This window comes from Micromonospora sp. TSRI0369 (genome assembly GCF_001905625.1).
Lineage (GTDB): Bacteria > Actinomycetota > Actinomycetes > Mycobacteriales > Micromonosporaceae > Micromonospora > Micromonospora echinospora_A.
This window is the reverse complement of the sequence record NZ_LIVU01000006.1, coordinates 43,238-65,680: the sequence shown is the minus strand read 5'-3', so window position 1 is coordinate 65,680 and position 22,443 is coordinate 43,238. Positions and strand designations below refer to the sequence as shown.

Annotated in this window: 19 protein-coding genes and 3 tRNA genes; 14 read left to right on the top strand and 8 right to left on the bottom strand. The window is 73.5% G+C overall.

Annotated features, from left to right (window positions below; all coding sequences use genetic code 11):
• The first annotated feature begins 44 nt into the window (after positions 1-44).
• A complete protein-coding gene (locus tag AMK25_RS21055; protein WP_073830121.1) occupies positions 45-749 on the top strand; it encodes an amino acid-binding protein in 705 nt (234 codons plus the stop codon).
• A gap of 80 nt (positions 750-829) precedes the next feature.
• Positions 830-1,957, top strand: a complete 1,128-nt coding sequence (locus AMK25_RS21050) for a GNAT family N-acetyltransferase (RefSeq protein WP_241826436.1) — start codon at positions 830-832, stop codon at positions 1,955-1,957.
• 176 nt (positions 1,958-2,133) lie between these two features.
• Here AMK25_RS21050 and AMK25_RS21045 read toward each other — a convergent pair whose 3' ends face one another.
• Positions 2,134-3,699: an aldehyde dehydrogenase family protein gene (locus AMK25_RS21045; RefSeq protein WP_073830120.1), complete on the bottom strand. Its 1,566-nt coding sequence runs from the start codon at positions 3,697-3,699 to the stop codon at positions 2,134-2,136.
• A gap of 428 nt (positions 3,700-4,127) precedes the next feature.
• Between AMK25_RS21045 and AMK25_RS21040 the strand changes: the two genes are divergently transcribed.
• The 3 genes from AMK25_RS21040 to AMK25_RS21030 all read left to right on the top strand — a co-directional run bounded on the left by AMK25_RS21040 (position 4,128) and on the right by AMK25_RS21030 (position 10,324).
• Positions 4,128-7,013, top strand: a complete 2,886-nt coding sequence (locus tag AMK25_RS21040) for a glycoside hydrolase family 9 protein (RefSeq protein ID WP_073830119.1) — start codon at positions 4,128-4,130, stop codon at positions 7,011-7,013.
• A gap of 209 nt (positions 7,014-7,222) precedes the next feature.
• Positions 7,223-9,676 (top strand): non-reducing end alpha-L-arabinofuranosidase family hydrolase, encoded by a 2,454-nt coding sequence (locus AMK25_RS21035; RefSeq protein ID WP_073830118.1) that lies wholly within the window; start codon positions 7,223-7,225, stop codon positions 9,674-9,676.
• A gap of 117 nt (positions 9,677-9,793) precedes the next feature.
• Positions 9,794-10,324: a DUF488 domain-containing protein gene (locus AMK25_RS21030; RefSeq protein WP_241826435.1), complete on the top strand. Its 531-nt coding sequence runs from the start codon at positions 9,794-9,796 to the stop codon at positions 10,322-10,324.
• 16 nt (positions 10,325-10,340) lie between these two features.
• Here AMK25_RS21030 and AMK25_RS21025 read toward each other — a convergent pair whose 3' ends face one another.
• Entirely contained in the window at positions 10,341-10,967 is a 627-nt protein-coding gene (locus tag AMK25_RS21025) for a TetR/AcrR family transcriptional regulator (RefSeq protein ID WP_073830475.1), read from the bottom strand.
• A gap of 197 nt (positions 10,968-11,164) precedes the next feature.
• On the opposite strand from AMK25_RS21025, the gene AMK25_RS21020 reads away from it, so the two are divergent.
• On the top strand, positions 11,165-12,604 hold the full coding sequence (locus AMK25_RS21020; RefSeq protein WP_073830117.1) for an MFS transporter: 1,440 nt from the start codon (positions 11,165-11,167) through the stop codon (positions 12,602-12,604).
• A gap of 202 nt (positions 12,605-12,806) precedes the next feature.
• Positions 12,807-13,595: an SDR family NAD(P)-dependent oxidoreductase gene (locus AMK25_RS21015; protein ID WP_073830116.1), complete on the top strand. Its 789-nt coding sequence runs from the start codon at positions 12,807-12,809 to the stop codon at positions 13,593-13,595.
• Positions 13,596-13,652: 57 nt separating this feature from the next.
• Here AMK25_RS21015 and AMK25_RS21010 read toward each other — a convergent pair whose 3' ends face one another.
• From AMK25_RS21010 to bioB, 3 genes are read right to left on the bottom strand one after another with little or no spacing between them, the layout of a single operon-like run.
• Entirely contained in the window at positions 13,653-14,159 is a 507-nt protein-coding gene (locus AMK25_RS21010) for a GNAT family N-acetyltransferase (protein ID WP_073830115.1), read from the bottom strand.
• Between the two features lie 3 nt (positions 14,160-14,162).
• Complete coding sequence (bsaP, locus tag AMK25_RS21005; RefSeq protein WP_069089407.1) at positions 14,163-14,378, bottom strand: biotin synthase auxiliary protein BsaP; 216 nt, start codon at positions 14,376-14,378, stop codon at positions 14,163-14,165.
• 7 nt (positions 14,379-14,385) lie between these two features.
• On the bottom strand, positions 14,386-15,381 hold the full coding sequence (gene bioB / locus AMK25_RS21000) for a biotin synthase BioB (protein ID WP_073830114.1): 996 nt from the start codon (positions 15,379-15,381) through the stop codon (positions 14,386-14,388).
• A 156-nt stretch (positions 15,382-15,537) separates the two neighbouring features.
• Here bioB and AMK25_RS20995 point away from each other — a divergent pair, with 156 nt between their 5' ends.
• Positions 15,538-16,683, top strand: a complete 1,146-nt coding sequence (locus tag AMK25_RS20995) for an 8-amino-7-oxononanoate synthase (RefSeq protein WP_073830113.1) — start codon at positions 15,538-15,540, stop codon at positions 16,681-16,683.
• Complete coding sequence (gene bioD / locus AMK25_RS20990) at positions 16,680-17,402, top strand: dethiobiotin synthase (RefSeq protein WP_073830112.1); 723 nt, start codon at positions 16,680-16,682, stop codon at positions 17,400-17,402. The genes AMK25_RS20995 and bioD overlap by 4 nt, the downstream gene beginning before the upstream one ends.
• A gap of 61 nt (positions 17,403-17,463) precedes the next feature.
• On the opposite strand, the gene AMK25_RS20985 is transcribed toward bioD, so the two are convergent.
• Both AMK25_RS20985 and AMK25_RS20980 read right to left on the bottom strand, forming a co-directional pair.
• A complete protein-coding gene (locus AMK25_RS20985) occupies positions 17,464-18,627 on the bottom strand; it encodes a cytochrome P450 (RefSeq protein WP_073830111.1) in 1,164 nt (387 codons plus the stop codon).
• Positions 18,628-18,636: 9 nt separating this feature from the next.
• Positions 18,637-19,305, bottom strand: a complete 669-nt coding sequence (locus tag AMK25_RS20980; protein WP_073830110.1) for a class I SAM-dependent methyltransferase — start codon at positions 19,303-19,305, stop codon at positions 18,637-18,639.
• Between the two features lie 190 nt (positions 19,306-19,495).
• Here AMK25_RS20980 and AMK25_RS20975 point away from each other — a divergent pair, with 190 nt between their 5' ends.
• A complete protein-coding gene (locus tag AMK25_RS20975) occupies positions 19,496-20,326 on the top strand; it encodes a hypothetical protein (RefSeq protein ID WP_073830109.1) in 831 nt (276 codons plus the stop codon).
• Between the two features lie 15 nt (positions 20,327-20,341).
• Here the strand turns inward: AMK25_RS20975 and AMK25_RS20970 are convergent, their stop codons facing one another.
• Complete coding sequence (locus AMK25_RS20970) at positions 20,342-20,944, bottom strand: TetR/AcrR family transcriptional regulator (RefSeq protein WP_073830474.1); 603 nt, start codon at positions 20,942-20,944, stop codon at positions 20,342-20,344.
• A gap of 275 nt (positions 20,945-21,219) precedes the next feature.
• Here AMK25_RS20970 and AMK25_RS20965 point away from each other — a divergent pair.
• The 4 genes from AMK25_RS20965 (at position 21,220) to AMK25_RS20950 (ending at position 22,416) form a co-directional block, all read left to right on the top strand.
• Positions 21,220-21,292 (top strand) — tRNA-Gly (locus AMK25_RS20965).
• Between the two features lie 34 nt (positions 21,293-21,326).
• Positions 21,327-21,397, top strand: a tRNA-Cys gene (locus tag AMK25_RS20960).
• 12 nt (positions 21,398-21,409) lie between these two features.
• Positions 21,410-21,484, top strand: a tRNA-Val gene (locus AMK25_RS20955).
• A gap of 113 nt (positions 21,485-21,597) precedes the next feature.
• Entirely contained in the window at positions 21,598-22,416 is an 819-nt protein-coding gene (locus AMK25_RS20950; RefSeq protein ID WP_073830108.1) for an isocitrate lyase/PEP mutase family protein, read from the top strand.
• Positions 22,417-22,443 lie beyond the last annotated feature (27 nt).

The window sequence follows — 22,443 nt, the reverse complement described above, 5'->3', positions numbered from 1 at the left end:
GCCGGCCGGCCGCCCGGCCGGCCCGCCGAGCGGAGGGATCAGACATGCTGCTGAGAGTTCGGGTGACCCTGCCGGACCGACCGGGCACGCTCGGCCAGGTGGCCCGGACACTCGGCGTCTCCGGCGCCGACATCGTGCAGGTGGTGGTCCTGGAGCGGCTCGGCGGCCGGGCGGTGGACGACTTCACAGTGGTGTGGCCGGGCGCGGCGCGGGTGGAGCGGATGCTCGCCGGGCTGGCCGCGATCCCCGGCGTGCGGGTGGACGGCGTGTGGCGGGCGATTGGCGCGCCCACCACCACCGGGCAGGACGCGGAACTGCTCGCGCAGGTGGCCGCCAACCCGGCCGACGGGGTGTCCACGCTCGTCGACGCGGCCCCCGGGCTGCTCGCCGCCGACTGGGCGGTGGCCGCCGTCGTACCCCTGGACTGGGCCTCGCGCAGCGGCGAGGCGGGCGTCGCCGCGATCGGCCACGCGAGCTGGCGGGCGCCGACGCCGCCCCGGCTGCCCGAGGTGACCCCGCTGCGGGCGCGGTCCATCACCAGCCCGGAGGGGCACCACTACGCGGTCGCGCCGTTCGGCCGGGCCGGCCTGGTGCTGGTGGTCGCCCGCGACCACAGCGAGCCACTGGCCGCGGCCGGGTTCCACTCCACCGAGGTGGACCGGCTCGCCCAGATCGTCCGCGCCAGCGCGGTGATCCTCGGCGACCGGCTGGACCTGGTCGGCGCGCCACCCGTGACCACCGTCACCTGACCGGACGGGCCGCGTCACCGCGGGGCAACGGGCCCGCAACAGGGGCACGGCATGGTCGGTGTCGAGGAAGGGAGACAACCATGGCGCTGTGGCGGATCCGAGCCACCGTGGACGACCGGCCGGGTTACCTGTCGGTGCTCACGGCGAGCCTCGCGTTGCGCGGGGTCAACATCCTCAGCGTGCAGGTGCACACCACCGAGGCCGGCGCGGTCGACGACTTCCTGGTCGACGCCCCCGAGGACATCACCGAGGCGGAGCTGCGGGCCGCCGTGGAGCGCGGCCGGGGCCGGGACTGCTGGGTCGCGCGCAGCGAGGCGCGCGGGCTGGCCGACGAGCCGACCCGGGTGGTCGGGCTCGCCGGGCGGCTGGTCCGTGACCCGGAGGCGACCGGCGCGGCGCTGCGCACGCTGCTCGGCGCCGACACCGTGACCTGGCGTCCGACGCCCGCCGCCGCGCCGGGCGGGGTGGGCGGCACGACCTTGGCGCTCGCGGACCCGGCCGGTGGCGCGTACGAGCTGCGCCGCCGGGAGCCGAGCTTCACCCCGGCCGAGTACGCCCGAGCGCAGGCCCTGGTCGAGCTGGCGGCGATGCTGGCCCGCCGGGACTCCGACCGGGTCACGCTGGTGCTGCCCGACGGCGGGGAGGTGTCGGTGCGGGCGGCGACGGCCGAGGACGTCCCCGGCGTACGCGAGCTGCACGCGGCCTGCTCGCCGCGCAGCCGGCAGCGGCGTTACCTGAGCGGGGCGGCCGACCCGGCGCCGGCGCGGCTGCGCCGGCTGCTGGAGCCGGCCCGGGGCGTGACCCTGCTCGCCACGGCGGGCTCCGGCGGGGCGGCGGAGCCGGTCGTGGCGATGGCGAACCTGCTCGGTGAGGGCGACGAGGCCGAGGCGGCGCTGCTGGTCCGCGACGACTGGCAGCGCCGGGGCCTGGGCTCGGCGCTGCTGCGCCGCCTGCTCGGCCACGCCGACCGGGCTGGGTACGCCGCGGTGCTGCTGCACGTGCAGGCCGAGAACACCCCGATGCTGCGGACGCTGCGCCGCCTGGACCGGCCGGTGGCGATGGAACGCGACGGCGCGGTGCTGACCGTGACGCTTCCGCTGGTTCCCGCGCCGCCGACGGGCGAGCCGGCGGCCGGCGGTGACGCGGTGACCGGCGGACCGGCGGTGGCCGGTCGCGGCGCGGTCGTGCCGGCGCGGCGGCCAGGATGAGCTGACGGCCGTCCGGCCGGACCACGGAGGTGAGCCGCAACGGCGCGGCACGCCCGAGGGGTCCGACCGGAGGGCCGCAACCGGCGCGTTCGCGCGCCACCCGGACCGACCTCCGATGCGGGGGACGGTGACACGGCGGGGCCCCCGATGCGGGGGCCCCGTCCGTGTTCGCGGGATCAGGTGGCGGGGTAGCTGCTGTAGTCGGGGAAGTTGCCGTAGAGCCGGCCGTCGCCGCCCACCGTCACCGCCTGCACCAGCAGGTCGCCGCCGACGAACGCGCCCTTCCAGGAGGCGCCCCGGCCGCCGAACGGCTCGTCCCGGTCGCCCCGGGAGCGCGGCTTGTTGATGCCCACCTTGAACGCCTGCAGGTCCACCGCCAGCTTGCCGGCGAGCTCCTCGTCGTCGCAGGCCAGCGACGCGACGAGCGCGCCGTTGGAGGCGTTCATCGCCGCCAGCAGCTCGTCGGTGGTGTCCACCACGACGATGGTGTCGACCGGGCCGAACGGCTCGGCGTGCATCAGGCGGGACCGGCCGGGCGGGGCCAGCAGCACTGCGGGCGCCACGTACGCGGACGTGTCCTGCCCGTCGAGGAACGGCGCGCCGTCGAGCTTGCCCCGGTGCAGCGGCACGGCGCCGCCGCGTACCGCCTCCTCGACCTTGCGGCGCAGCTCCTCGGCCTTGGCGGCGCTGATCAGCGGACCGAAGTCCAGCTCCGGCAGCGGGTCGCCGGCCGACCAGTCGTCGCCGACCGCGAGCGGGTGGCCGAACCGGATCGAGCGGACCACCGGCAGGTACATGTCGAGGAACTCGTCGACCAGGTCGCGCTGGACCACGAACCGGGGGTACGCGGTGCAGCGCTGCTTGCCGTACTCGAAGCCCTTGCGCAGGTGCGCGGCGAGCGAGTCCCATTGGGAGAAGTTCCAGATGCCCCAGGCGTTGAGGCCCTCCTGCTCGATGAAGTGCCGCTTGTCGCAGTCGAGCAGCGCGGCGGCGACCTTGCCGCCGTTGGAGCGGCCGCCGACGAACGCCACCGCGCCGATCTCCGGCGCGCGGACGAGCACCTCGGACAGTTCCTCGCCGCTGCCGGACAGCAGGGTGGCGGGCAGTCCGGCGCGGCGCATCAGCGCGTGGGCGACGGTGAGGCAGACCGCGCCGCCCTGCGACGGCGTCTTGGCGATCACCGCGTTGCCGGCCAGCAACTGCACCAGCTCGGCGTGCACCAGCACGCTCATCGGGTAGTTCCAGGACGCGATGTTGCTGACCGGGCCGGGCAGCGGCTCCCGGCCGTCGGCGAGCATCCGCTCGATCTCGCCCACGTACCAGCGCACGCCGTCCAGCGCCCGGTCCACGTCGGCGCAGGCCAGCCGCCACGGCTTGCCGATCTCCCAGACCAGCAGCAGGGCGAGCAGGTCGCGGTGCTCCGTGAGCGCGTCGAGCGCGTCGGTGACCCGGGCGACGCGCTCGGGCAGCGGGGTCCGCGCCCACTCCCGGTGCGCCGCCGCGGCGTGGGCGACAGCGCCGCGCGCCGCCTCGGCGTCGAGCCGGGCCAGGTTGATGAGGACCGTGTTGTCGACAGGGGTACGGACCGGAGCCGGTGTGCCGAGCGCGCGCCACTGCCCCTGAACGAGATTGTGGAGCGTGGGTATGCCCTCGGGTGTGGTGTCGAATGCCTCGGGCGTGGCGGCCACCGCCCGGGCGAGCGTGTCGGACCAGGAGGTGCCCTCGGCGAGTCGTAGAGCCATCGCGATCTCCTCAGCGTTGTCCGGGGAGCGGCGGCGTCGATGGCACCGCAGGTGAGGCGTACTGTCGCGCGGTGCCGAGCGGGCGGGCAACCGTACGCTCGTATGCCAGGACGGCGGCGGCCCGGACGGGGCCGTCGGCGGCGCGTTCGTCGCCGCCGCGATGCCGCTGAGCAGGGAACAAGTCGCCTCAATATCGAGGTGCGTCGATGGTGTGATCCAGCTCCCGTTGGTTACCCGCCAGTACGTCCGGCGAGCTCCACCGGCGACGGCCTTCCCAACGTGTTGCGTGCCCATTACATTGTCGCTTATCCATGGGAGCGCTCCCGAGGCTCCCGCGGTCACCCCACCACCACTGCCTCGCGGCAGCCGGAGCCCGAAGCGCCGTCCCCGCTCCGGCTGCCGCGCGGCGCCAGCCACAGGAGCTCGCCATGCCCCGTCCGATACCGCCGCCCGGAGGCCGGTCGCGGCTGCGCCGGCTGCTCGCCGCCGGCGCCGCGCTGGCCGTCGGCCTGGCCACGGCCGTCGCCGCCGCGCCGCCCGCGTCGGCCATGGAGGTACCCGCCGCCGCGCAGGCCGCGGCCACGTTCAACTACGCCGAGGCGTTGCAGAAGTCGCTGTTCTTCTACGAGGCGCAGCAGTCCGGCCGCAAGCCCTCGTGGAACCGCGTCTCCTGGCGCGGCGACTCGGCGCTCACCGACGGCGCCGACGTCGGCGTCGACCTCACCGGCGGCTGGTACGACGCCGGTGACCACGTGAAGTTCGGCTTCCCGATGGCGTTCAGCGCCACCATGCTGGCCTGGGGCGCGGTCGAGTACCGCGACGGCTACGTCGCCTCCGGGCAGCTCACCCACCTGCTGAACAACCTGCGCTTCGTTAACGACTACTTCGTCAAGGCGCACCCCGCGCCGAACGTCCTCTACGGACAGGTCGGCAAGGGCGACGACGACCACAAGTGGTGGGGCCCGGCCGAGGTGATGCCGATGGCGCGGCCCGCGTACAAGATCGACGCGAGCTGCGGCGGCGCGGACCTGGCGGGGGAGACGGCGGCCGCGATGGCCGCCTCGTCCATGGTGTTCCGGCCCACCGACGCGACCTACGCGGACAAGCTGCTCGGCCACGCCAAGCAGCTCTACACGTTCGCCGACACCGTGCGGAAGAACTACCACGAGTGCATCACCGACGCGACGAGCTTCTACAAGTCGTGGAGCGGCTACCAGGACGAACTGGTCTGGGGCGCGATCTGGCTGTACCGGGCCACCGGTGACGCGACCTACCTCGCAAAGGCGGAGAGCGAGTACGACAAGCTCGGCACCGAGCCGCAGTCCACCACCCGCTCCTACAAGTGGACCATCGCCTGGGACAACAAGCAGTTCGGCGCGTACGTGCTGCTGGCCAACCTGACCGGCAAGCAGAAGTACGCCGACGACGCCAACCGGTGGCTGGACTACTGGACGGTGGGCGTCAACGGGCAGCGCGTGCCGTACTCGCCCGGCGGGATGGCGGTGCTCGACTCCTGGGGCGCGTTGCGGTACGCCTCGAACACCGCGTTCGCCGCGCTGGTCTACAGCGACAAGACCACCGACACCACGCGCAAGGCGCGCTACCACGACTTCGCCGTCCGGCAGATCAACTACGCGCTCGGCGACAACCCGCGCAACTCCAGCTACCAGATCGGCTTCGGCGCCAACTCGCCGCGCAACCCGCACCACCGCACCGCGCACGGCTCCTGGTGGGACAGCCAGACCGTGCCCACCGAGACCCGGCACGTGCTCTACGGCGCGCTCGTCGGCGGCCCGTCGGCGGCCAACGACGCGTACACCGACAGCCGCTCGGACTACGTGATGAACGAGGTGGCAACCGACTACAACGCCGGCTTCACCTCCGCGCTGGCCCGCCTCGCCAACGAGTACGGCGGCAGCCCGCGCGCCGGCTTCCCGTCCGCCGAGACGCCCGACATGGACGAGATGACTGTGGAGACCACAGTGATGCAGGCCGAGCCGCGCGCCACCGGGCTCAAGGCGATCATCTACAACAAGTCGGCGTTCCCGGCCCGGGCGCTGACCACCGGCAAGTTCCGGTACTTCTTCCGGCCCGACGGCACCGGACCGGTGACCGTGACCCCCGGCTACACGCAGGGCTGCCCGTCCCCGTCGACGGCGAAGCAGTTCTCCGGCGACATCTGGTACGTCGAGGTCGACTGCACCGGCTACACCATCGCGCCCGCCGGCCAGTCGCAGCACCGGATGGAGGTCCAGTTCAAGATCGGGGTGCCGGAGGGTGGCACCTGGGATCCGACGAACGACCCGTCGTACCAGGCCACCGCCGGGCCCAACCCCAAGGTGCCGCTCTACTCCGGCGGCGTGCGGGTCTGGGGCGAGGAGCCCGGACCGGTCACCCCGGACACCACCGCGCCCACAGTGCCCGGCACCCCTGTCGCGTCCGCCGTCACGTCGAGCGGGCTCACGTTGACCTGGGCCGCGTCCACCGACACCGGTGGCAGCGGGCTGGCCGGCTACGAGATCACCCAGGCGCAGACCGGCAGCGACGCGCTGGTGCTGCGCACCGCCACCACCAACACGCTCGCGGTGACCGGGCTGCTGCCCGAGCGGACGTACCAGTTCACCGTGCGGGCGCTCGACGGCGCCGGCAACCGCTCCGCGTCGTCGGCGGCGGTCAGCGTCACCACGCCGGCCGGCCCGGCGCCCGACACCACCCCGCCGACCGCGCCCGGCACCCCCACCGCCTCCGCGATCGGCCCGACCGGACTGACGCTGACCTGGGGTCCGTCCACCGACGCGGTGGGCGTCACCGGCTACCGCGTCTACCGGGGCGGGAACGTCCTGGTCGGCTCGGCCACCGGCACCACGCTGGCGGTGACCGGGCTGACCGCCTCCACCACGTACACCTTCACCGTGGTGGCGGTGGACGCGGCCGGAAACGTCTCTCCCGCCTCGTCCGGCGTCACGGTGACCACCACCGCGCCGCCTGCCGGCGGGAGCTGCGCGGTGACCTGGACGGCGAACTCCTGGGACACCGGGTTCACCGCGAACATCACCGTCGCCAACACCGGCACCACGGCGATCAACGGCTGGACGCTGGCGTTCACGTTCGGCAACGCCGGGCAGAAGGTCGGGCAGGCCTGGTCGGCGAACGTGACCCAGACGGGCACGGCGGTGACCGCGTCGAACCTGTCCTACAACGGCACGCTGGCGCCGGGGGCCTCGACGAGCTTCGGCTTCAACGGCACCCACACCGGCGCCAACCCGAGGCCGGCGAGCTTCACGCTCAACGGGACCGCCTGCACGGTCTCCTGACCGTCGACGCGGCGTGGCCGGCATCGCACCCCGGGTGACCAGCCACGCCGCGCCGGGCCGCGCGCGGCCAAAAACGTTCCGAAACTTTTCCGAAACACCATTGTCCCCGCCGATGCGTGGTGGAAGCATCGACAAAGCTAGATACCCCAACCGAAACGTCCAGTCGTCCCGCCCCGACGGCCTGGGTGTTGGCCAGTAAGGAGGCCAAGATGGCAATGAGCCCATCCGCTCATCGCGGCGGGAGTCGGCGACGGCGGTCGCCCGCCGTCCGAGCGCTGCTCGCCGGCGCGGTCAGCGTCGTGACGGTGGCCGCCGTCGCGGTGATGATGCCGTCGGCGAACGCTGCCGCGAGCACGCTGGGCGCGGCCGCCGCGCAGTCGGGCCGGTACTTCGGCACCGCCATCGCGGCGAACCGGCTGAACGACTCGACGTACAGCACGATCGCCGGTCGTGAGTTCAACATGATCACGGCCGAGAACGAGATGAAGCCGGACGCGACACAGCCCCAGCGGGGCCAGTTCAACTTCAACTCGGGCGACCAGATCTACAACTGGGCGACCCAGCGGGGCCTGAAGGTCCGGGGGCACACGCTGGCCTGGCACGCGCAGCAGCCGGGCTGGATGCAGAGCCTCAGCGGCAGCAATCTGCGTCAGGCGATGATCGATCACATCAACGGTGTGATGGCCCACTACCGGGGCAAGCTGGCCGCGTGGGACGTGGTGAACGAGGCGTTCAACGAGGACGGCAGCCGCCGTAGCTCCAACCTGCAGGGCACCGGCAACGACTGGATCGAGGTGGCGTTCCGCACCGCGCGGGCGGCCGATCCGTCGACGAAGCTGTGCTACAACGACTACAACATCGAGAACTGGTCGTACGGCAAGACGCAGGGCGTCTACAACATGATCCGGGACTTCAAGTCCCGGGGCGTGCCGATCGACTGCGTCGGGTTGCAGACCCACTTCACCGGTGGCAGCTCGCTGCCGGGCAACTTCCAGACCACGCTGCAGAACTTCGCGGCGCTGGGTGTGGACGTGGCGCTGACCGAGGTCGACGTCACGAATTCCTCGACCAGCCAGTACGCCGGGCTGACCCAGGCGTGCATCAACGTGCCGCGCTGCATCGGCATCACGGTCTGGGGCGTGCGCGACAGCGACTCGTGGCGCTCAGGCGAGAGCCCGCTGCTGTTCGACGGCGGAGGCAACAAGAAGGCCGCGTACAACTCGGTCCTCAACGTCCTCAACGCGGCCGCCCCGACCTCGGGGCCGACCACGACCCCGACCACGGGACCGCCGCCGAGCGGCGGCGCCGGCCGGATCGTCGGCGTGCAGTCGGGCCGGTGCATCGACGTGCCGAACGCCACCCAGACGAACGGCACCCGGGTGCAGCTCTACGACTGCAACGGTCAGTCGAACCAGCAGTGGACGTACACCTCCAGCAAGCAGCTGATGGTCTACGGCAGCAAGTGCCTCGACGCGAACGGCGCAGCCACCGCCAACGGCACCGGAATCATCATCTGGGACTGCAACGGCCAGTCCAACCAGCAGTGGAACATCAACTCCAACGGCACCATCAGCGGCGTGCAGTCCGGCCGCTGCCTGGACGTCTGGGGCACCGGCAACGGCCAGCAGGTCCAGTTGTACGACTGCCACGGACAGACCAACCAGCAGTGGCGGACCGACTTCGGTGGCACCACGCCCCCGACCACGCCGCCGCCGAGCACGACGCCCCCGCCGAGCACGACGCCGCCGCCGGGCGGCTGCTCGCTCCCGTCGACCTACCGGTGGTCGTCCACCGGCTCGCTGGCCAACCCGCAGAACGGCTGGGTCTCGCTCAAGGACTTCACAAACGTGGTCTACAACGGCAAGCACCTGGTCTACGGTTCGTACGTCAACAGCAGCGGCCAGTACAGCTCGATGAACTTCAGCACGTTCACGAACTGGTCCGACATGGCCTCGGCCGGCCAGAACGGGATGAGCCAGGGCACCGTGGCGCCCACGCTGCTGTACTTCGCGCCGAAGAACATCTGGGTGCTGGCGTACCAGTGGGGGCCGACCTCGTTCAGCTACAAGACGTCGAGCGACCCGACGAACGCCAACGGCTGGTCCTCGGCGCAGACGCTGTCCACCGCCACCCTGCCCGACGCCCCGTATGGCGTCATCGACCAGACCCTGATCGGTGACGACCAGAACATGTACCTCTTCTTCGCCGGGGACAACGGCAAGATCTACCGGTCGAGCATGCCGCTCGGGAACTTCCCGGGCAGCTTCGGCTCGAACTACACGACGATCATGACCGACTCGACGAACAACCTGTTCGAGGGCGTCGAGGTCTACAAGGTGGCGGGCCAGAACCAGTACCTGATGATCGTCGAGGCGATCGGAAGCCAGGGACGCTACTTCCGGTCGTTCACGTCCAACAGCCTCAGCGGCTCGTGGACCCCGCAGGCCGCGACGGAGAGCAACCCGTTCGCCGGCAAGGCCAACAGCGGCGCGACGTGGACCAACGACATCAGCCACGGTGACCTGGTCCGCACCAACCCCGACCAGACCAAGACCATCGACGCCTGCAACCTGCAGTTCCTGTACCAGGGCAAGAACCCCAGTGCGGGAGGCGACTACAACCTGCTGCCGTGGCGGCCGGGTGTGCTGACCCTCCAGCGCTGACCGTCACACAGTCACCGGAAAAGCGTGCCCGGCACCCGTACGGTGCCGGGCACGCCCTTTCCGGTGGGCCGGCCCGGCCGGCGGGCGGACGGCGGCGACCCGGGGCAAGCTGGGGCGGTGGAGCGCGAGCTGCTGACCGTCGGACACGGGGCCGCCCGCCGCGACCAGCTCGCAGACCTGCTGGCTGGCGCGGAGGTCACCCTGGTCGTGGACGTGCGCCGCTACCCGGCCAGCCGGACCAACCCCGACGTCCGCCGCGAGGCCATGGAACGCTGGCTGCCCGAACGGGGCATCGGCTACCGCTGGGAGCCGCGCCTCGGCGGCCGCCGGCACGTCCGCGCCGGAGAGCCGGAACCGGACACCTGGTGGACGGTCGCGGCCTTCCGGGCGTACGCCGCGTACACCCGCACGCCCGACTTCGACGCCGCACTGGACGAGGTCCTGGCCGACGCCGCGCTGCGGAGAACCGCTGTGATGTGCAGCGAGAGCGTCTGGTGGCGCTGCCACCGGCGGCTGATCGCCGACGTCGCCGTGCTCGGCGGCGGCGTGCCGGTGTCGCACCTCATGCCGGACGGCCGGCTCAGCCCGCACCGCCCCGCCGAGGGGGCCCGCCGCGTGGCCGACGGGAACATCGTCTGGGACGGGTGAGGGCCTCCGCCGGCCCCTACCGGGGTTGATCGGCAGCGGTCGCCCAGACCCCGGCGCGCGCCGCGGCAAGGGCGGCGTCGGCGGCGTCGTGGGCGTCGGCCTCGGTGAGGGGCGCGCCCGTGTTGAGCAGCGCGTAGTAGAGCGGGGCGGAGACGGCGGCGATGACGCGACGGCCGTCGGTGCCGACGGGGAGCTCGCCGCGGCGGACGGCGTCGATGACGCAGCCGGCCCACTCCTCGATGCGGGTGCCGTAGAAGCGGTGGAGCGCCTCGGCGGCCTGTCCGTTGCAGAGTGCGGCGGCGATCAGGGCCTTGAACAGCCGCCCCTGCCGGGGATCGGTGAGGGTCTCGACCACCAGGCGCGCGTTGGCACGCAGGTCGCCCTCGACGGAGCCGGTGTCGGTGCGGGGCAGGGACTGGGCCGCCATGTCGTCGAGTAGGTCGGCGGCGAGCGTGCCGGGGGTGCCCCAGCGGCGGTAGACCGTCGTCCGGCCGACCCCGGCCCGGCGGGCGACCTCGGCCAGGTCCAGGGCCTCGAAGCCCGCCTCGGCCAGCACGTCGGCGGCCGTCTGGAGGACTGTCTCGCGGACGCGGGCGGTGCGGCCACCGGGCCGGACGGTGCCGGGGGCGGGGGTGTCAGCCATGGGGCGGGTCTCCTTCGTGCGGCGCTTCACGATGCCACAGAACATCTTATCGGGATCCTGGTTCCGTTACAGCCGCCCAGGGTGGTACGGTCTGCCTCGTAACGGTATCAAGGTTCCGTTAAGAGGCCCGATCGTTGCCGGGCCCCGCCGCCTCCTCCGCCGGTTCCGACCCGGTGGACCCGAAAGAAACGAAGGCCATGTCCGCAACCAGCGTCGCGCCGCAGCGCACCACACCCCTCGCCGTTCCCGCCCCGCATCGGCTGACCGGCCGGCTCCGGCTGGTCCTCGCCGTCCTGCTGGTCACCCAGTTCATGCTTGCCGTCGACTTCTCGATCCTCAACGTCGCGCTGCCGGCGATCGGCGACGGGCTCGGCTTCTCCCTGTCCAACCTCCAGTGGATCGCCACCTCGTTCGCGCTGAGCGCGGCCGGGTTCACCCTCCTCTTCGGCCGCATCGGCGACATGGTGGGCCGTAAGCGGATCTTCCTCGGCAGCATCGGCCTGCTCGGGGTGGCCTCCCTCGTCGGCGGGCTCACCAGCAGCCCTGAGGTGCTGATCGTCGCCCGCGTCCTCCAGGGCCTGGCGACCGCGGCCGCCACCCCCGCTGGCCTGTCCCTGCTGACCACCTCCTTCCCTGAGGGCCCGCTGCGGCAGAAGGCCCTGGGCCTCAGCGGCGCGTTGATGTCCGCCGGGTTCACCACCGGCGCCATCCTCGGGGGCGTCCTCACGGACCTGCTGTCCTGGCGGTGGGCCTTCTTCATCAACGTGCCCGTCGCCCTCGCCGTGCTGCTGGTCGCTCCCTCGGTCATCCATGAGTCGAGGCCGGCCGGCCGTCCCAGGCTCGACCTGCCCGGCGCGTTCTCCGTGACCCTCGGCCTGCTGGGGCTCGTCTACGGTCTCACCCAGGCCGGCGAGCACGGCTGGACCAACCCCCACGCCCTGGCCGGGCTGGTCGTCGGCGCCCTCCTGCTCGTCGTGTTCTACCTCGTTGAGCGGAAGGTGGCCCAGCCGCTCGTCCCGTTGGGGGTGCTGCGTCGCCGCAACGTGGCCTGGGGCAACGTGCTGGGTCTGCTCGCCTTCGTCACGGAGACCTCGCTGGTCTACCTGCTCACCCTGTACATGCAGAAGACCCTCGGTTTCTCCGCCATGGTCGCCGGGATCTCCTTCGGCGTCTTGGGCCTCGGCACCGTGGCCGGCGGCCTCCTCGCCCCGAAGCTGATCGCCCGGACCTCCACCCTGACCACGCTGGTCGCGGGCGGCCTGATCCAGGCCGTCTTCACCGCCGCGCTGATCTTCCTGGGTACGGGCACGGCCTCCTCGATGGCGCTGCTCCTGCCCGCCACGTTCCTCGGCGGCGTCGGCAACATGCTGGTCATCGTCGGTTTCATGGTCACCGCCACCAGTGGGCTGCCCGACCGCGAGCAGGGCCTGGCCACCGGCCTGGCCACCATGTCGCAGCAGGTGGGCATCACCATGGGTACCCCGATCATGTCCGCGATCGTCACCGCGGTCACCGCGGGCGCCGCCACCGCCAGCGCGATCCTGGACGGCGTCACCGTCGCGATCGCCGTCAACGCCGCCCTGGTGGGGCTCGGGGTCCTCGTCGCTGCCGTCTTCCTGCGCGCCAGGCGCGCCTGACGCGACCCCGGCCGGCCACGTCCGACGCGGCGCCCGACGCCGACGGCGCGACACCTCGACCTGGAATCCCACCCGACCTGGAATCCCGCCCCGGCCGGCTCGCCCGGCACCGCCGACCGGCTCGGTCGGCACCCGAGGGGCGGACCAACCCCGCCGTTCGCCCCCTCGGGTCCCCCCTCCCAACCAACCGGAAGGAAAGACAATGGATCTGCGGCTCACCGACAAGGTCGTCCTCGTCACCGGCGCCACCAGCGGCATCGGCCTGGCCACCGCCCGCCTGTTGGCGGACGAAGGGGCCCGCGTGGTCGCCGTCGCCCGCGGCAGGGCCGACCCCCACGCCCTTCCGGAGACCGTCGACCTGCACCGCGCCGACCTCACGGACGCTGGGGCCGCCGCCCGGGCCGTCGCCCACGTGCTGGACAGACACGGCAAGCTGGACGGACTGGTCAACAACGCCGCCGTCCTCGTCTCCCGCGACAGCTTCGCCGACATCGACGACGCTCAGTGGCACGCCACCTTCGAACTCAACCTGCACGCCGCCGTACGTCTCACCCGTGCCGCCCTGCCCCTGTTGGCGGCGAACCCCGACGGCGGCAGCATCGTCCACGTCGCCAGCGAGGCCGCGCGGCTGCCCGACGCCTCGATCGCCGACTACGCCGCGGCCAAGGCAGCGCTGCTGTCGGTGTCCAAGTCCCTGGCCACCTCCCCGGGGGCGAGCGGTATCCGCTCCAACGTCGTCTCGCCTGGTCCCACCCGTACGGCCCTGTTCGACGCCCCCGGAGGCTTCGCCGATCAGCTCGCCAGGCGCCTCGACATGCCGGCCGACGAGGCCGTGGAGCACTTCGTCCGCAACGAACGTCGCCTGCCCACGGGCCGCCTCGGCACCCCGGAGGAGGTGGCCGGCGTCATCGCGCATCTCCTGTCCCCACGCGCCGGCCAGGTCACGGGCGCCGAGTGGAGCATCGACGGCGGCGCCCTGCGCCAGCTGTAGCGCGGCACTGCCCGGCCGGCCGGCTGCCGTCGACCTGCCATTCCCCCTTCCGGCCGGTCAGTCGGCGAGTTCGTCGGCGAGCAGGTCCATCAGCAGCGCGTCGTGCCAGCGCCCGTCCGCCCCGCGCTCGTAGCGGCGCATGATGCCCACCGGACGGAAACCCACCTTCGCGTACGCGCGGATCGCCGCCGTGTTCGCCGCCGCCGGGTCGATGGTGAACCGGTGGTGGCCGTACTCGTCGATCAGGTGCCGGACCAGCGTGCGGACCGCGTCGCCGCCCAGCCCGGTGCCGCGTACCGCCGGGTCGAGGAAGACGTCCAGGCTGGCGTGCCGGTAGTCCGGGTCGGTCTCGGCGTACCACTGGATCGCGCCGACCAGCCGGCCGTCGTGCTCCACCGCGTAGACGGTCAGCTCGTCGTCGGCCAGGTCGGCCCGCACCGACTCGGCCAGGTCGTCCCCGCCGCGCCACCAGCGGCGCACCTCGGGGTTGGCCCGGATCGCGGCCAGCGCGGGCACGTCGGCATCGGTCACCGGCCGCAGCGTCACCGCCCGCCCTCGCAGCACGCCTCAGCCCCGCCGCTCGCCGTGCTCGACGCAGACCGCCGACCAGCCGGCCGGTACGACCTGCACCTTCATCCGCCGCCGGCAGGATGCGCACCAGCGCGGCGGCTCCCACGCCCGGGCCGCCTCGCACGCCGGATGCGGCCCGGCCGCCACCGACTCGCCGCACCTGTCGCACCAGAGCGCGGCGGGGGCGGCCGGGGCGGGGGAAAGATCGGTCACCGCTGCCTCACAGGGTTGCCGAGAGCGCCTTCACCGGCATCTTCAGGTCTTCCAGCAGCTTCAGGTCGGCCGTCGCCGGGCGACCCAGCGTGGTCAGGTAGTTGCCGACGATCACCGCGTTGATGCCGCCCAGCAGACCGTCGCGGGTGCCTAGGTCACCGAGGGTGAGCTCGCGGCCGCCCGCGTACCGCAGGATGGTGCGCGGCATGGCCAGCCGGAACGCGGCGATCGCGCGCAGCGCGTCCTTGCCCTCCACCACCGGGCGGTCACCGAGCGGGGTGCCCGGCCGCGGGTTGAGGAAGTTCAGCGGCACCTCGTGCGGATCCAGCTCGGCGAGCTGCGCGGCGAACTCGGCGCGCTGCTCCACCGTCTCGCCGAGCCCGAGGATGCCGCCGCAGCAGACCTCCATGCCGGACTCGCGGACCATCCGCAGCGTCTCCCACCGCTCCTCCCACGAGTGGGTGGTGACCACGTTCGGGAAGTAGGAGCGGCAGGTCTCCAGGTTGTGGTTGTAGCGGTGCACGCCCATCTCGACCAGCTCGTCGACCTGCTCCTTGGTGAGCATGCCGAGCGACGCGGCGACCTGGATGTCGACAGCGGCCCGGATGGCGGCCACACCCTCACGCATCTGCTTCATCAGCCGGGCGTCCGGGCCGCGCACGGCAGCCACGATGCAGAACTCGGTCGCCCCGGTCGCTGCGGTCTGCTTCGCGGCCTCGACCAGCGCCGGGATGTCCAGCCAGACCGACCGGACGGGCGAGGTGAACAGGCCGGACTGCGAGCAGAAGTGGCAGTCCTCCGGGCATCCGCCGGTCTTCAGCGAGACGATGCCCTCGACCTCGACCTCCGGACCGCACCAGCGCATCCGGACCTCGTGAGCGAGCTGGAGCGCGGCGGGCAGGTGTTCGTCGGGCAGGTTCAGCACCGCGAGGACACCGGCCTCGTCGAGGCCGACACCGTTGCCCAGCACCCGGTCCCGGGCCTGGTCGAGGATCTCTGGCATGGCTCGTAACCTAACAGGCCACCGAGGGCCCGGGAAACCGCCGCCAGCAGCCCCGGCGAGCCGGGACCGCGCCACGCCGGGGCCCTCGGGACGGGTGGTAACTTCGCCCCGCGGAAGCGCCCGGCGGGGCGGGGGTCGGCGGGAGGGGACGGCACAGTGGCGGACTGGCTGGCGGCCCTGGACCGCCGCGCCGAGCTGCGGGCCCGGGCGGGGCTGACCCGCACGCTGCGTCCCCGGGCCGCCGACGACCCGGTGGTCGACCTGGCCGGCAACGACTACCTCGGCCTGGCCACCCACCCGGAGGTCACCGCCGCCGCGGCGACGGCCCTGTCCGCGTACGGGCTGGGCGCCACCGGGTCACGCCTGGTGCGCGGCTCCACCGAGGCGCACCACGCGCTGGAGGACGACCTGGCCGACTGGCTCGGCGTCGACCGGGCGCTCGTCTTCTCCTCCGGCTACCTGGCCAACCTCGCCGCCGTCCGGGGACTGACGCAGCCGCGTACGCTGCTCGTCTCCGACGCCCACAACCACGCCTCGCTGATCGACGGCTGCCGGATCTCCGGCGCCGAGACGCTGGTGACGCCGCACGCCGACGTCGCAGCGGTGGCGGCGGCGCTGGCCGCCGCGCCGGGCCGCCCGGCCGTGGTGGTGACCGAGTCGGTCTTCTCCGTCGACGGCGACCTGGCCCCGCTCGCGGAGCTGCACGAGGTGGCCCGCCGCCACGGCGCGCTGCTGCTCGTCGACGACGCGCACGCGCTCGGCGTCACCGGCCCGGCCGGGGCCGGCGGGGTGGCCGCCGCCGGGCTCGCAGGCGCGCCGGACGTGGTGGTCACCGCGACGCTGTCCAAGGCGCTCGGCGGTGCCGGTGGCGTGGTGGCCGGGCCGGCGGAGTTCGTCCGCCACCTGGTGGAGACCGGCCGCACGTTCATCTTCGACACCGCGCCGCCGCCCGCCGTGGTGGCCGGGGTACGCGCCGCGGTGCGCCTGGCCCGCGACGGCGACGCGCTGCGCGCCGAGCTGGCCGACCGGGTCGCGACGGCGGTGCGCCGGCTGGGCGGCGCCGGACTGCCCGTCTCCGCCCCGGACGGCGCGGTGATCTCGGTGACCGCGCCCGGCCCGGAGGCGGCGACCGCCTGGGCCGCCGCCTGCCGGGAACGGGGCGTGGCGGTCGGCTGCTTCCGTCCGCCGTCAACGCCGGACAGCCGCTCCCGGCTGCGGCTCACGGTCAGCGCCGGGGTGGACCGGGCCGACTTCGAACGGGCCCTGGACGTGATCGTGGAGTGCGCGCGGGAGGTCTCATGAGTGACGGCTGGACCGGGCCGGTGCTGGTGACCGGCACGGACACCGAGATCGGCAAGACCGTGGTGACCGCCGCCGTCGCCGCCGCCGCGCAGGCCGCCGGACTGCGGGTCGCGGTGGTCAAGCCCGGCCAGACCGGTACGGCCACCGGCGAGCCCGGCGACGTCGACTCGGTGACCCGGCTGGCCGCCCCGCTGACCGGCCGGACGCTCGCCAGCTATCCCGATCCGCTCGCGCCGCTCGCCGCGGCCCGGGTGGCCGACCTGCCGCCGCTGGAGCTGTACAACGCCGTCGACGCGATCCGCGAGGAGGCCGACAAGCACGACCTGGTGCTGATCGAGGGCGCGGGCGGTCTGCTCGTACCGATGGGGTTGCGCCCGTCCGGCGAGCCGTGGACGGTGGCCGACCTCGCGGTGTCGCTCGGCGCGCCCGCGGTGGTGGTGGCACGGGCCGGGCTCGGCACGCTCAACCACACCGCGTTGACGCTGGAGGCGCTGGAACGGCGGGCCGTACCGGCCGGCGTGGTGATCGGCGCCTGGCCGGCCGAGCCGGAGCTGGTGCACTGGCTCAACCTGTCCGAGCTGGTGCCGAACCTGCTCGGCGCGGTGCCGGCCGGGGCGGGCGGGATGGACCCGGGTGTGTTCCGCCGGTCCGCGCCGGGCTGGCTCACGCCGGCCCTGTACGGCGTGCTCGACGACTGGCGCGCCTGGGCCGAGGAGTAAGGAAGGGCCCCTTCTTAACGCCTCCGGTAGAGGAAGGGCCCCCTGTTAACACCCGCAGGGCTCAGGCGCGGCGGACCACGAACGCGTCCGGCATCCGGAACGTCAGGTTGTCCGGGCACCAGGGTGGACGGACCACAGTCACGCCGTCCAGCAGCGCGGTGGCCTCGGCGACCACCACTGCGGCCTCCATCCGGGCCAGCTGCGCGCCGACGCAGCGGTGCGGCCCGGCGCCGAACGCCAGGTGCCGCCGCGAGCCGGGCTGCCCCGGGCGGAACTCGCCCGGCGCGCCGACCACGGCCGGGTCGCGCCCGGCGCGGGCCAGCCACGCCACCACGCTGGTGCCCGCCGCCACCGGCAGCTCGCCGAGCGTTGTGTCGATCGCCGCCACCCGCCGCCAGGTGACGATCGGCGGCTCCAGCCGCAGCCCCTCCTCGACCACGTCGTCCACCGCCACCGTGCCGGCGCGCAGCCCGCCCCGTACCGCCGGCTCCCCGGCCAGCCGGTGCAGCAGCAGGGTGAGGAACTGCGAGGTGGTCTCCTGGCCGGCGACCAGCAGGAAGAACAGCGCGCCGACGACCACGTCGGGGGAGTGCCCGGCGTCGCGCAGCCGTGCGGCGAGCCCGCCCCCGGTCGCGGCGAACTCGCGCAGCACGGTGTGGAACCGGCCCACCTCGGCGGCGAGCGCGAGCTGCCGGGCGGAGTCCAGCGGCGCCCAGAACAGCTCCAGCGCGGCCCGGGCGAAGTCCTTCACCGCGCCGACCGGGGCGTCCGGCAGCTCGACCAGCCGGGCCAGCACCAGCAGCGGCAGGTCTGCGGCGAGGCCGGCGTACAGGTCGACCGGACGGCCCGCGTCCAGCGCCGCCGCCAGAGCGGCCACCCGCTCCCGGACCAGCCCGGTGAGCCACTGGCGCTGCGCGGCCACCCGGTGCGGGTGCAGCGCGTCGGCGACGATGCCCCGGATCTCCGGATGGCTGGCGCCGCCGTTGTTCGCCAGCGTCGGCGGCAACCGGAACCGGTGCCCGGCGAGCACCCGCAGCGCCGCCACCGGGACCGGGGTGACCGCGTCGAGCGCGTTGTCCGGCCGGAACGTCATCGGATCGGTGAGCACCTGGCGGACGAGCGCGTGCCGGGTCACCACCAGGTGCGGCACGCCGACGTGGTCGACAACCGTGGCCGCGTCCGGCCACTGCCCGTCGACGGACTCCCCCCAGCCCCGGAACAGCACGCGGTAACGCTAGCGGCGGGCGCCGGGCGGGTTCGGGTCCAGCTCCCACACGGTGGTGTGCTTCACCCGTACGCTCTCCAGCGCCTCGGACACCGGCACGTCGTACGCGGCCAGCTCGTGGAAACGCTCGCGGGGCAGGAACGCCCGGCCCGGGTCGCCCACCAGCACCCGGGCGCCGGACCGGGCGGCCCGGAGCAGGAAGCGCAGCATCCGGCGGGCCATCGCCTCGCTGTAGAAGACGTCCCCGGCCAGCACCACCTCGGCGTCGCCCGCGTCGGAGTCGAGGATGTCGCCGAGTTCGGCGTCGACGCGTACCCCGTTGGCCCCGGCATTGAGCGCGACGGCCGCGACGGCCCGCTCGTCCACCTCGACGGCCCGGACGCCGGCCGCGCCGGCGCGGGCGGCGGCGATGGCGACCAGGCCGGAGCCGGAGGCGAGGTCGAGCACCCGGCGGCCGGCGACCACCTCGGGGTGGTCGGTGACGTAGCGGGCCAGGCCCTGCCCGCCGGCCCAGGCGAACGCCCAGAACGGCGGCGGCTGGGCGCTGCGGAACTCGCCCTCGGTCAGCTCCCACAGGCCGATCGGCTCGTCGGCCTGGTGCAGCAGCACCTCGGGGACGAACGCGACAGGGGCGAGGCGGGCGTGCAGCCGGACGAACGCGGCGGACAGCTCGGACACCGGAGAATTGTGTCCCACCCGGGGTCCCGGCCCGCATCCCGGGCGTGTCGCGGAGAGGCCGTGACCGGTTCACCACGCTCGGTGAAATGGCCCCCGTGTTGTGGCGTTGGATGCGAACACGCCCGTCTACCGGCGTGCCCGGCGCGCTCCTAGCGTTGCCTGTGGACACGACCGAGGGTGAGGAGGCGTGGTGAGCGGGTGGCGGCACGCGCTACGGATCGGACTGGTGCTGACCTTCGTGGCCGGGACCGGGTACGGGGGAGCCCTGCCCGCGCGGGCGGCGGCGGCCTTCTCCACCGAGTTGAGCGGTCTGCCGGACGAGTTCACCGCCGGGAACCGGGTGGAGACGTTGTCCGCCGTGGTCTCCCGCTCCGACGGGGGCGGCTGTGTCAAGGTGCGCTGGTCGATGCTGGTGCGGGTGCAGGGCCTGCGCCTGGACCAGCTGAAGGTCGACCGGGTGGAGGACAGCGGGTCGTTCCCGCTGGAGATCCGCACCGAGGGGGACACCGCCCGGCTGACCGACAGGCAACTCGACCCGGGTGTGCTCTGCCCGGGCCGTACGGTGACGGCCCGCTACCGGGTGGCGTTCGCCGAGGACGTGGCGCGCGGGCGGGTGAGTTTCGCCGCCGAGGCGTACGACCCGCAGTTGCGCCTGCTCGCCCGGCGGACCGCCACCCGGCAGGTGGTGGGTGAGGCGGCCGAGCCGACGCCGAAGCCGTCACCGACCAGCGCGGAGCCCACGGAGGTGCCGTCGGAGGAGCCCGCCGACGATCCGGTGACCGACGAGCCGACCGACGCGGCAGTGGTGGAGCCGCCGCCGCCCGGTGGTGTTGCCGGTCGCCCGGTCGCGGACAGCGGTGGCTTCGGCCTCGTGCAGGCAGCGTTCCTGCTGGGTGGTCTGCTGCTGTTCCTCGGCGCCGGGTTGCTGCTGCGGATGCGCCGCCTGCTGCGCCCCGCCGCCGCCACCGAGCCGGAGACCCTGCCGCCGCCCTTCGAACGCCCACGCCCGACCTGGCCCTGACCGGCCGGCGCGCGGTCAGTCGAGCTGGCTGGGTTCCAGGCCCAGCTCGCGGGCGGCGACGAGGCGGATCCACTCCGCGATCTGGCGGCGCGTGATCACCCGCTCGTGCACCGCGAGCTGGACCGCGAGGCCGTCCATCACCGCGCTGATCCGCCAGGCCGCGCCGGCCGGGTCGGGGCAGTCGAACGTGCCCTCGGTGACCCCGTCCGTGATCACCGCGGCCAGGTCCTGCCGCCATCGCAGGTCCAGCCGCCGGGAGAGCTTCTCCAGTTCCGGGGTGCGCAGCGACTCCGCCCAGCCGTCGATCCACATGGACCAGGAGGTGGCGCGCCCGGTCGGCGCGTACAGGCGCAGCATGCGGCGCAGTTTCGCCAGCGGCGGCGCGGAGGAGCGGAGCACCGCGTCGAGCCGGGTCAGGTCCTGGTCGACGGCGTACGCGAACGCCTGGGCGAGCAGCCGGTCCTTGGTGGCGAAGTGGTAGAACACGAGCGCCTGGCTGACTCCGGCGGCCTCCGCCACGTCGGCGGTGCGGGTGTTGGCGAGCCCTCGTTCCGCGATCACCTCGCAGGCCGTACGCAGCAGCGCGTCCAGGCGGATCTCGGCGGCTCGTCTCGTCACGGCGTTACGGTAACCCATCCGGATGACCACGGGGAGTTACCGAGGCGGCTGGTCGGCGGCCGGGCAGTCGGATGCCGGACACTCGACTCGCCGGTCTGCTTCCGCAGGTGGGAGCGCTTGCCAATGCTCTCGGGAGCCAACCACCCAGGCTCCTAGGAAGCTCAGGGTGAAGGTCGCCCGCCACCATCGGACGCGCCGGAAACGGGACCCGATTTGGCAACCGTTCCCGGGCTCGGCTAAAGTTCTCATCCGTCACCGGATAACACCGGGGACGTGCGGACGTAGCGCAGCTGGTAGCGCATCACCTTGCCAAGGTGAGGGTCGCGGGTTCGAATCCCGTCGTCCGCTCGGAGATGCCGCCACGCAGTTCGGGGGCAACCTCGGTGGAGTGGCCGAGAGGCGAGGCAACGGCCTGCAAAGCCGTGTACACGGGTTCAAATCCCGTCTCCACCTCGCAGTAGACGAGGGCGATTGGCGCAGTGGGAGCGCGCTTCCTTGACACGGAAGAGGTCACTGGTTCAAACCCAGTATCGCCCACCAGCGGAAAGGCCGTGTCGATCAATTCGACACGGCCTTTCTCGTCGTCATCGATCAGTCCAGTGCCACGCCGCTGGCCATTGCCGCGCCCGCGCCGCCGCACCCAGACTGGCCCGGTGGACGATCAACAGACCCGAGCCCAGCGGTTCCGCGCCCTGCACCGGCCCGGTGAGCCGCTGATCCTGGCCAACGCCTGGGACGCGGTGAGCGCCCGGCTCGTCGCCGCGGCGGGCGCCCGCGCGATCGCGACCACAAGCGCCGGCGTCGCCTGGAGCCGCGGCGCCCCCGACGGCGACCTGCTGGCCCGGGAGACCGCCGTCGACGTCATCCGCCGCGTCGCCGACGCGGTCCGCCTTCCGGTCACCGCCGACATCGAATCCGGGTACGGCGACAACCCTGAGCAGGTCGCCGAGACCGTCACCGCCGTCCTCGCCGCCGGAGCCGTCGGCGTCAACGTGGAGGACGCCCGGCACGACGGCGGCGGTCCGCTGCGCCCGGTCGACGAGCAGGTCGCCCGGCTCGCCGCGGTCCGGGCCGCCGCCGACCGCGCCGGCATCCCGCTGTACGTCAACGCCCGCGTCGACACGTACCTGCGCGGCGCCGGAGGCGTACCGGAGACGGTCGCGCGCGCCGAGGCGTACCTGGCGGCCGGCGCGGACGGGATCTTCGTACCCGGGACGGTGGAGCCGGAGACGGTGGCCGCGCTGGCGGCGGCGATCCCGGCCCCGCTGAACGTGCTGGCCGGGCCGGGCGCGCCGGCGGTGGCCGAGCTGGCCCGGCTCGGGGTGGCCCGGGTGAGCCTCGGCCCGGCGCTGGCCGAGTCGGCGTACGCGGTGGTCCGGCGGGCGGCGGCGGAGGTGTTCGGCGCCGGGACGTACGAGGCGCTCGCGGGCGGGCTCGACTTCGGCGAGCTGAACGAGCTGATGCGGGACTGACCAGGCCACGGGATCGACCTCGGGACG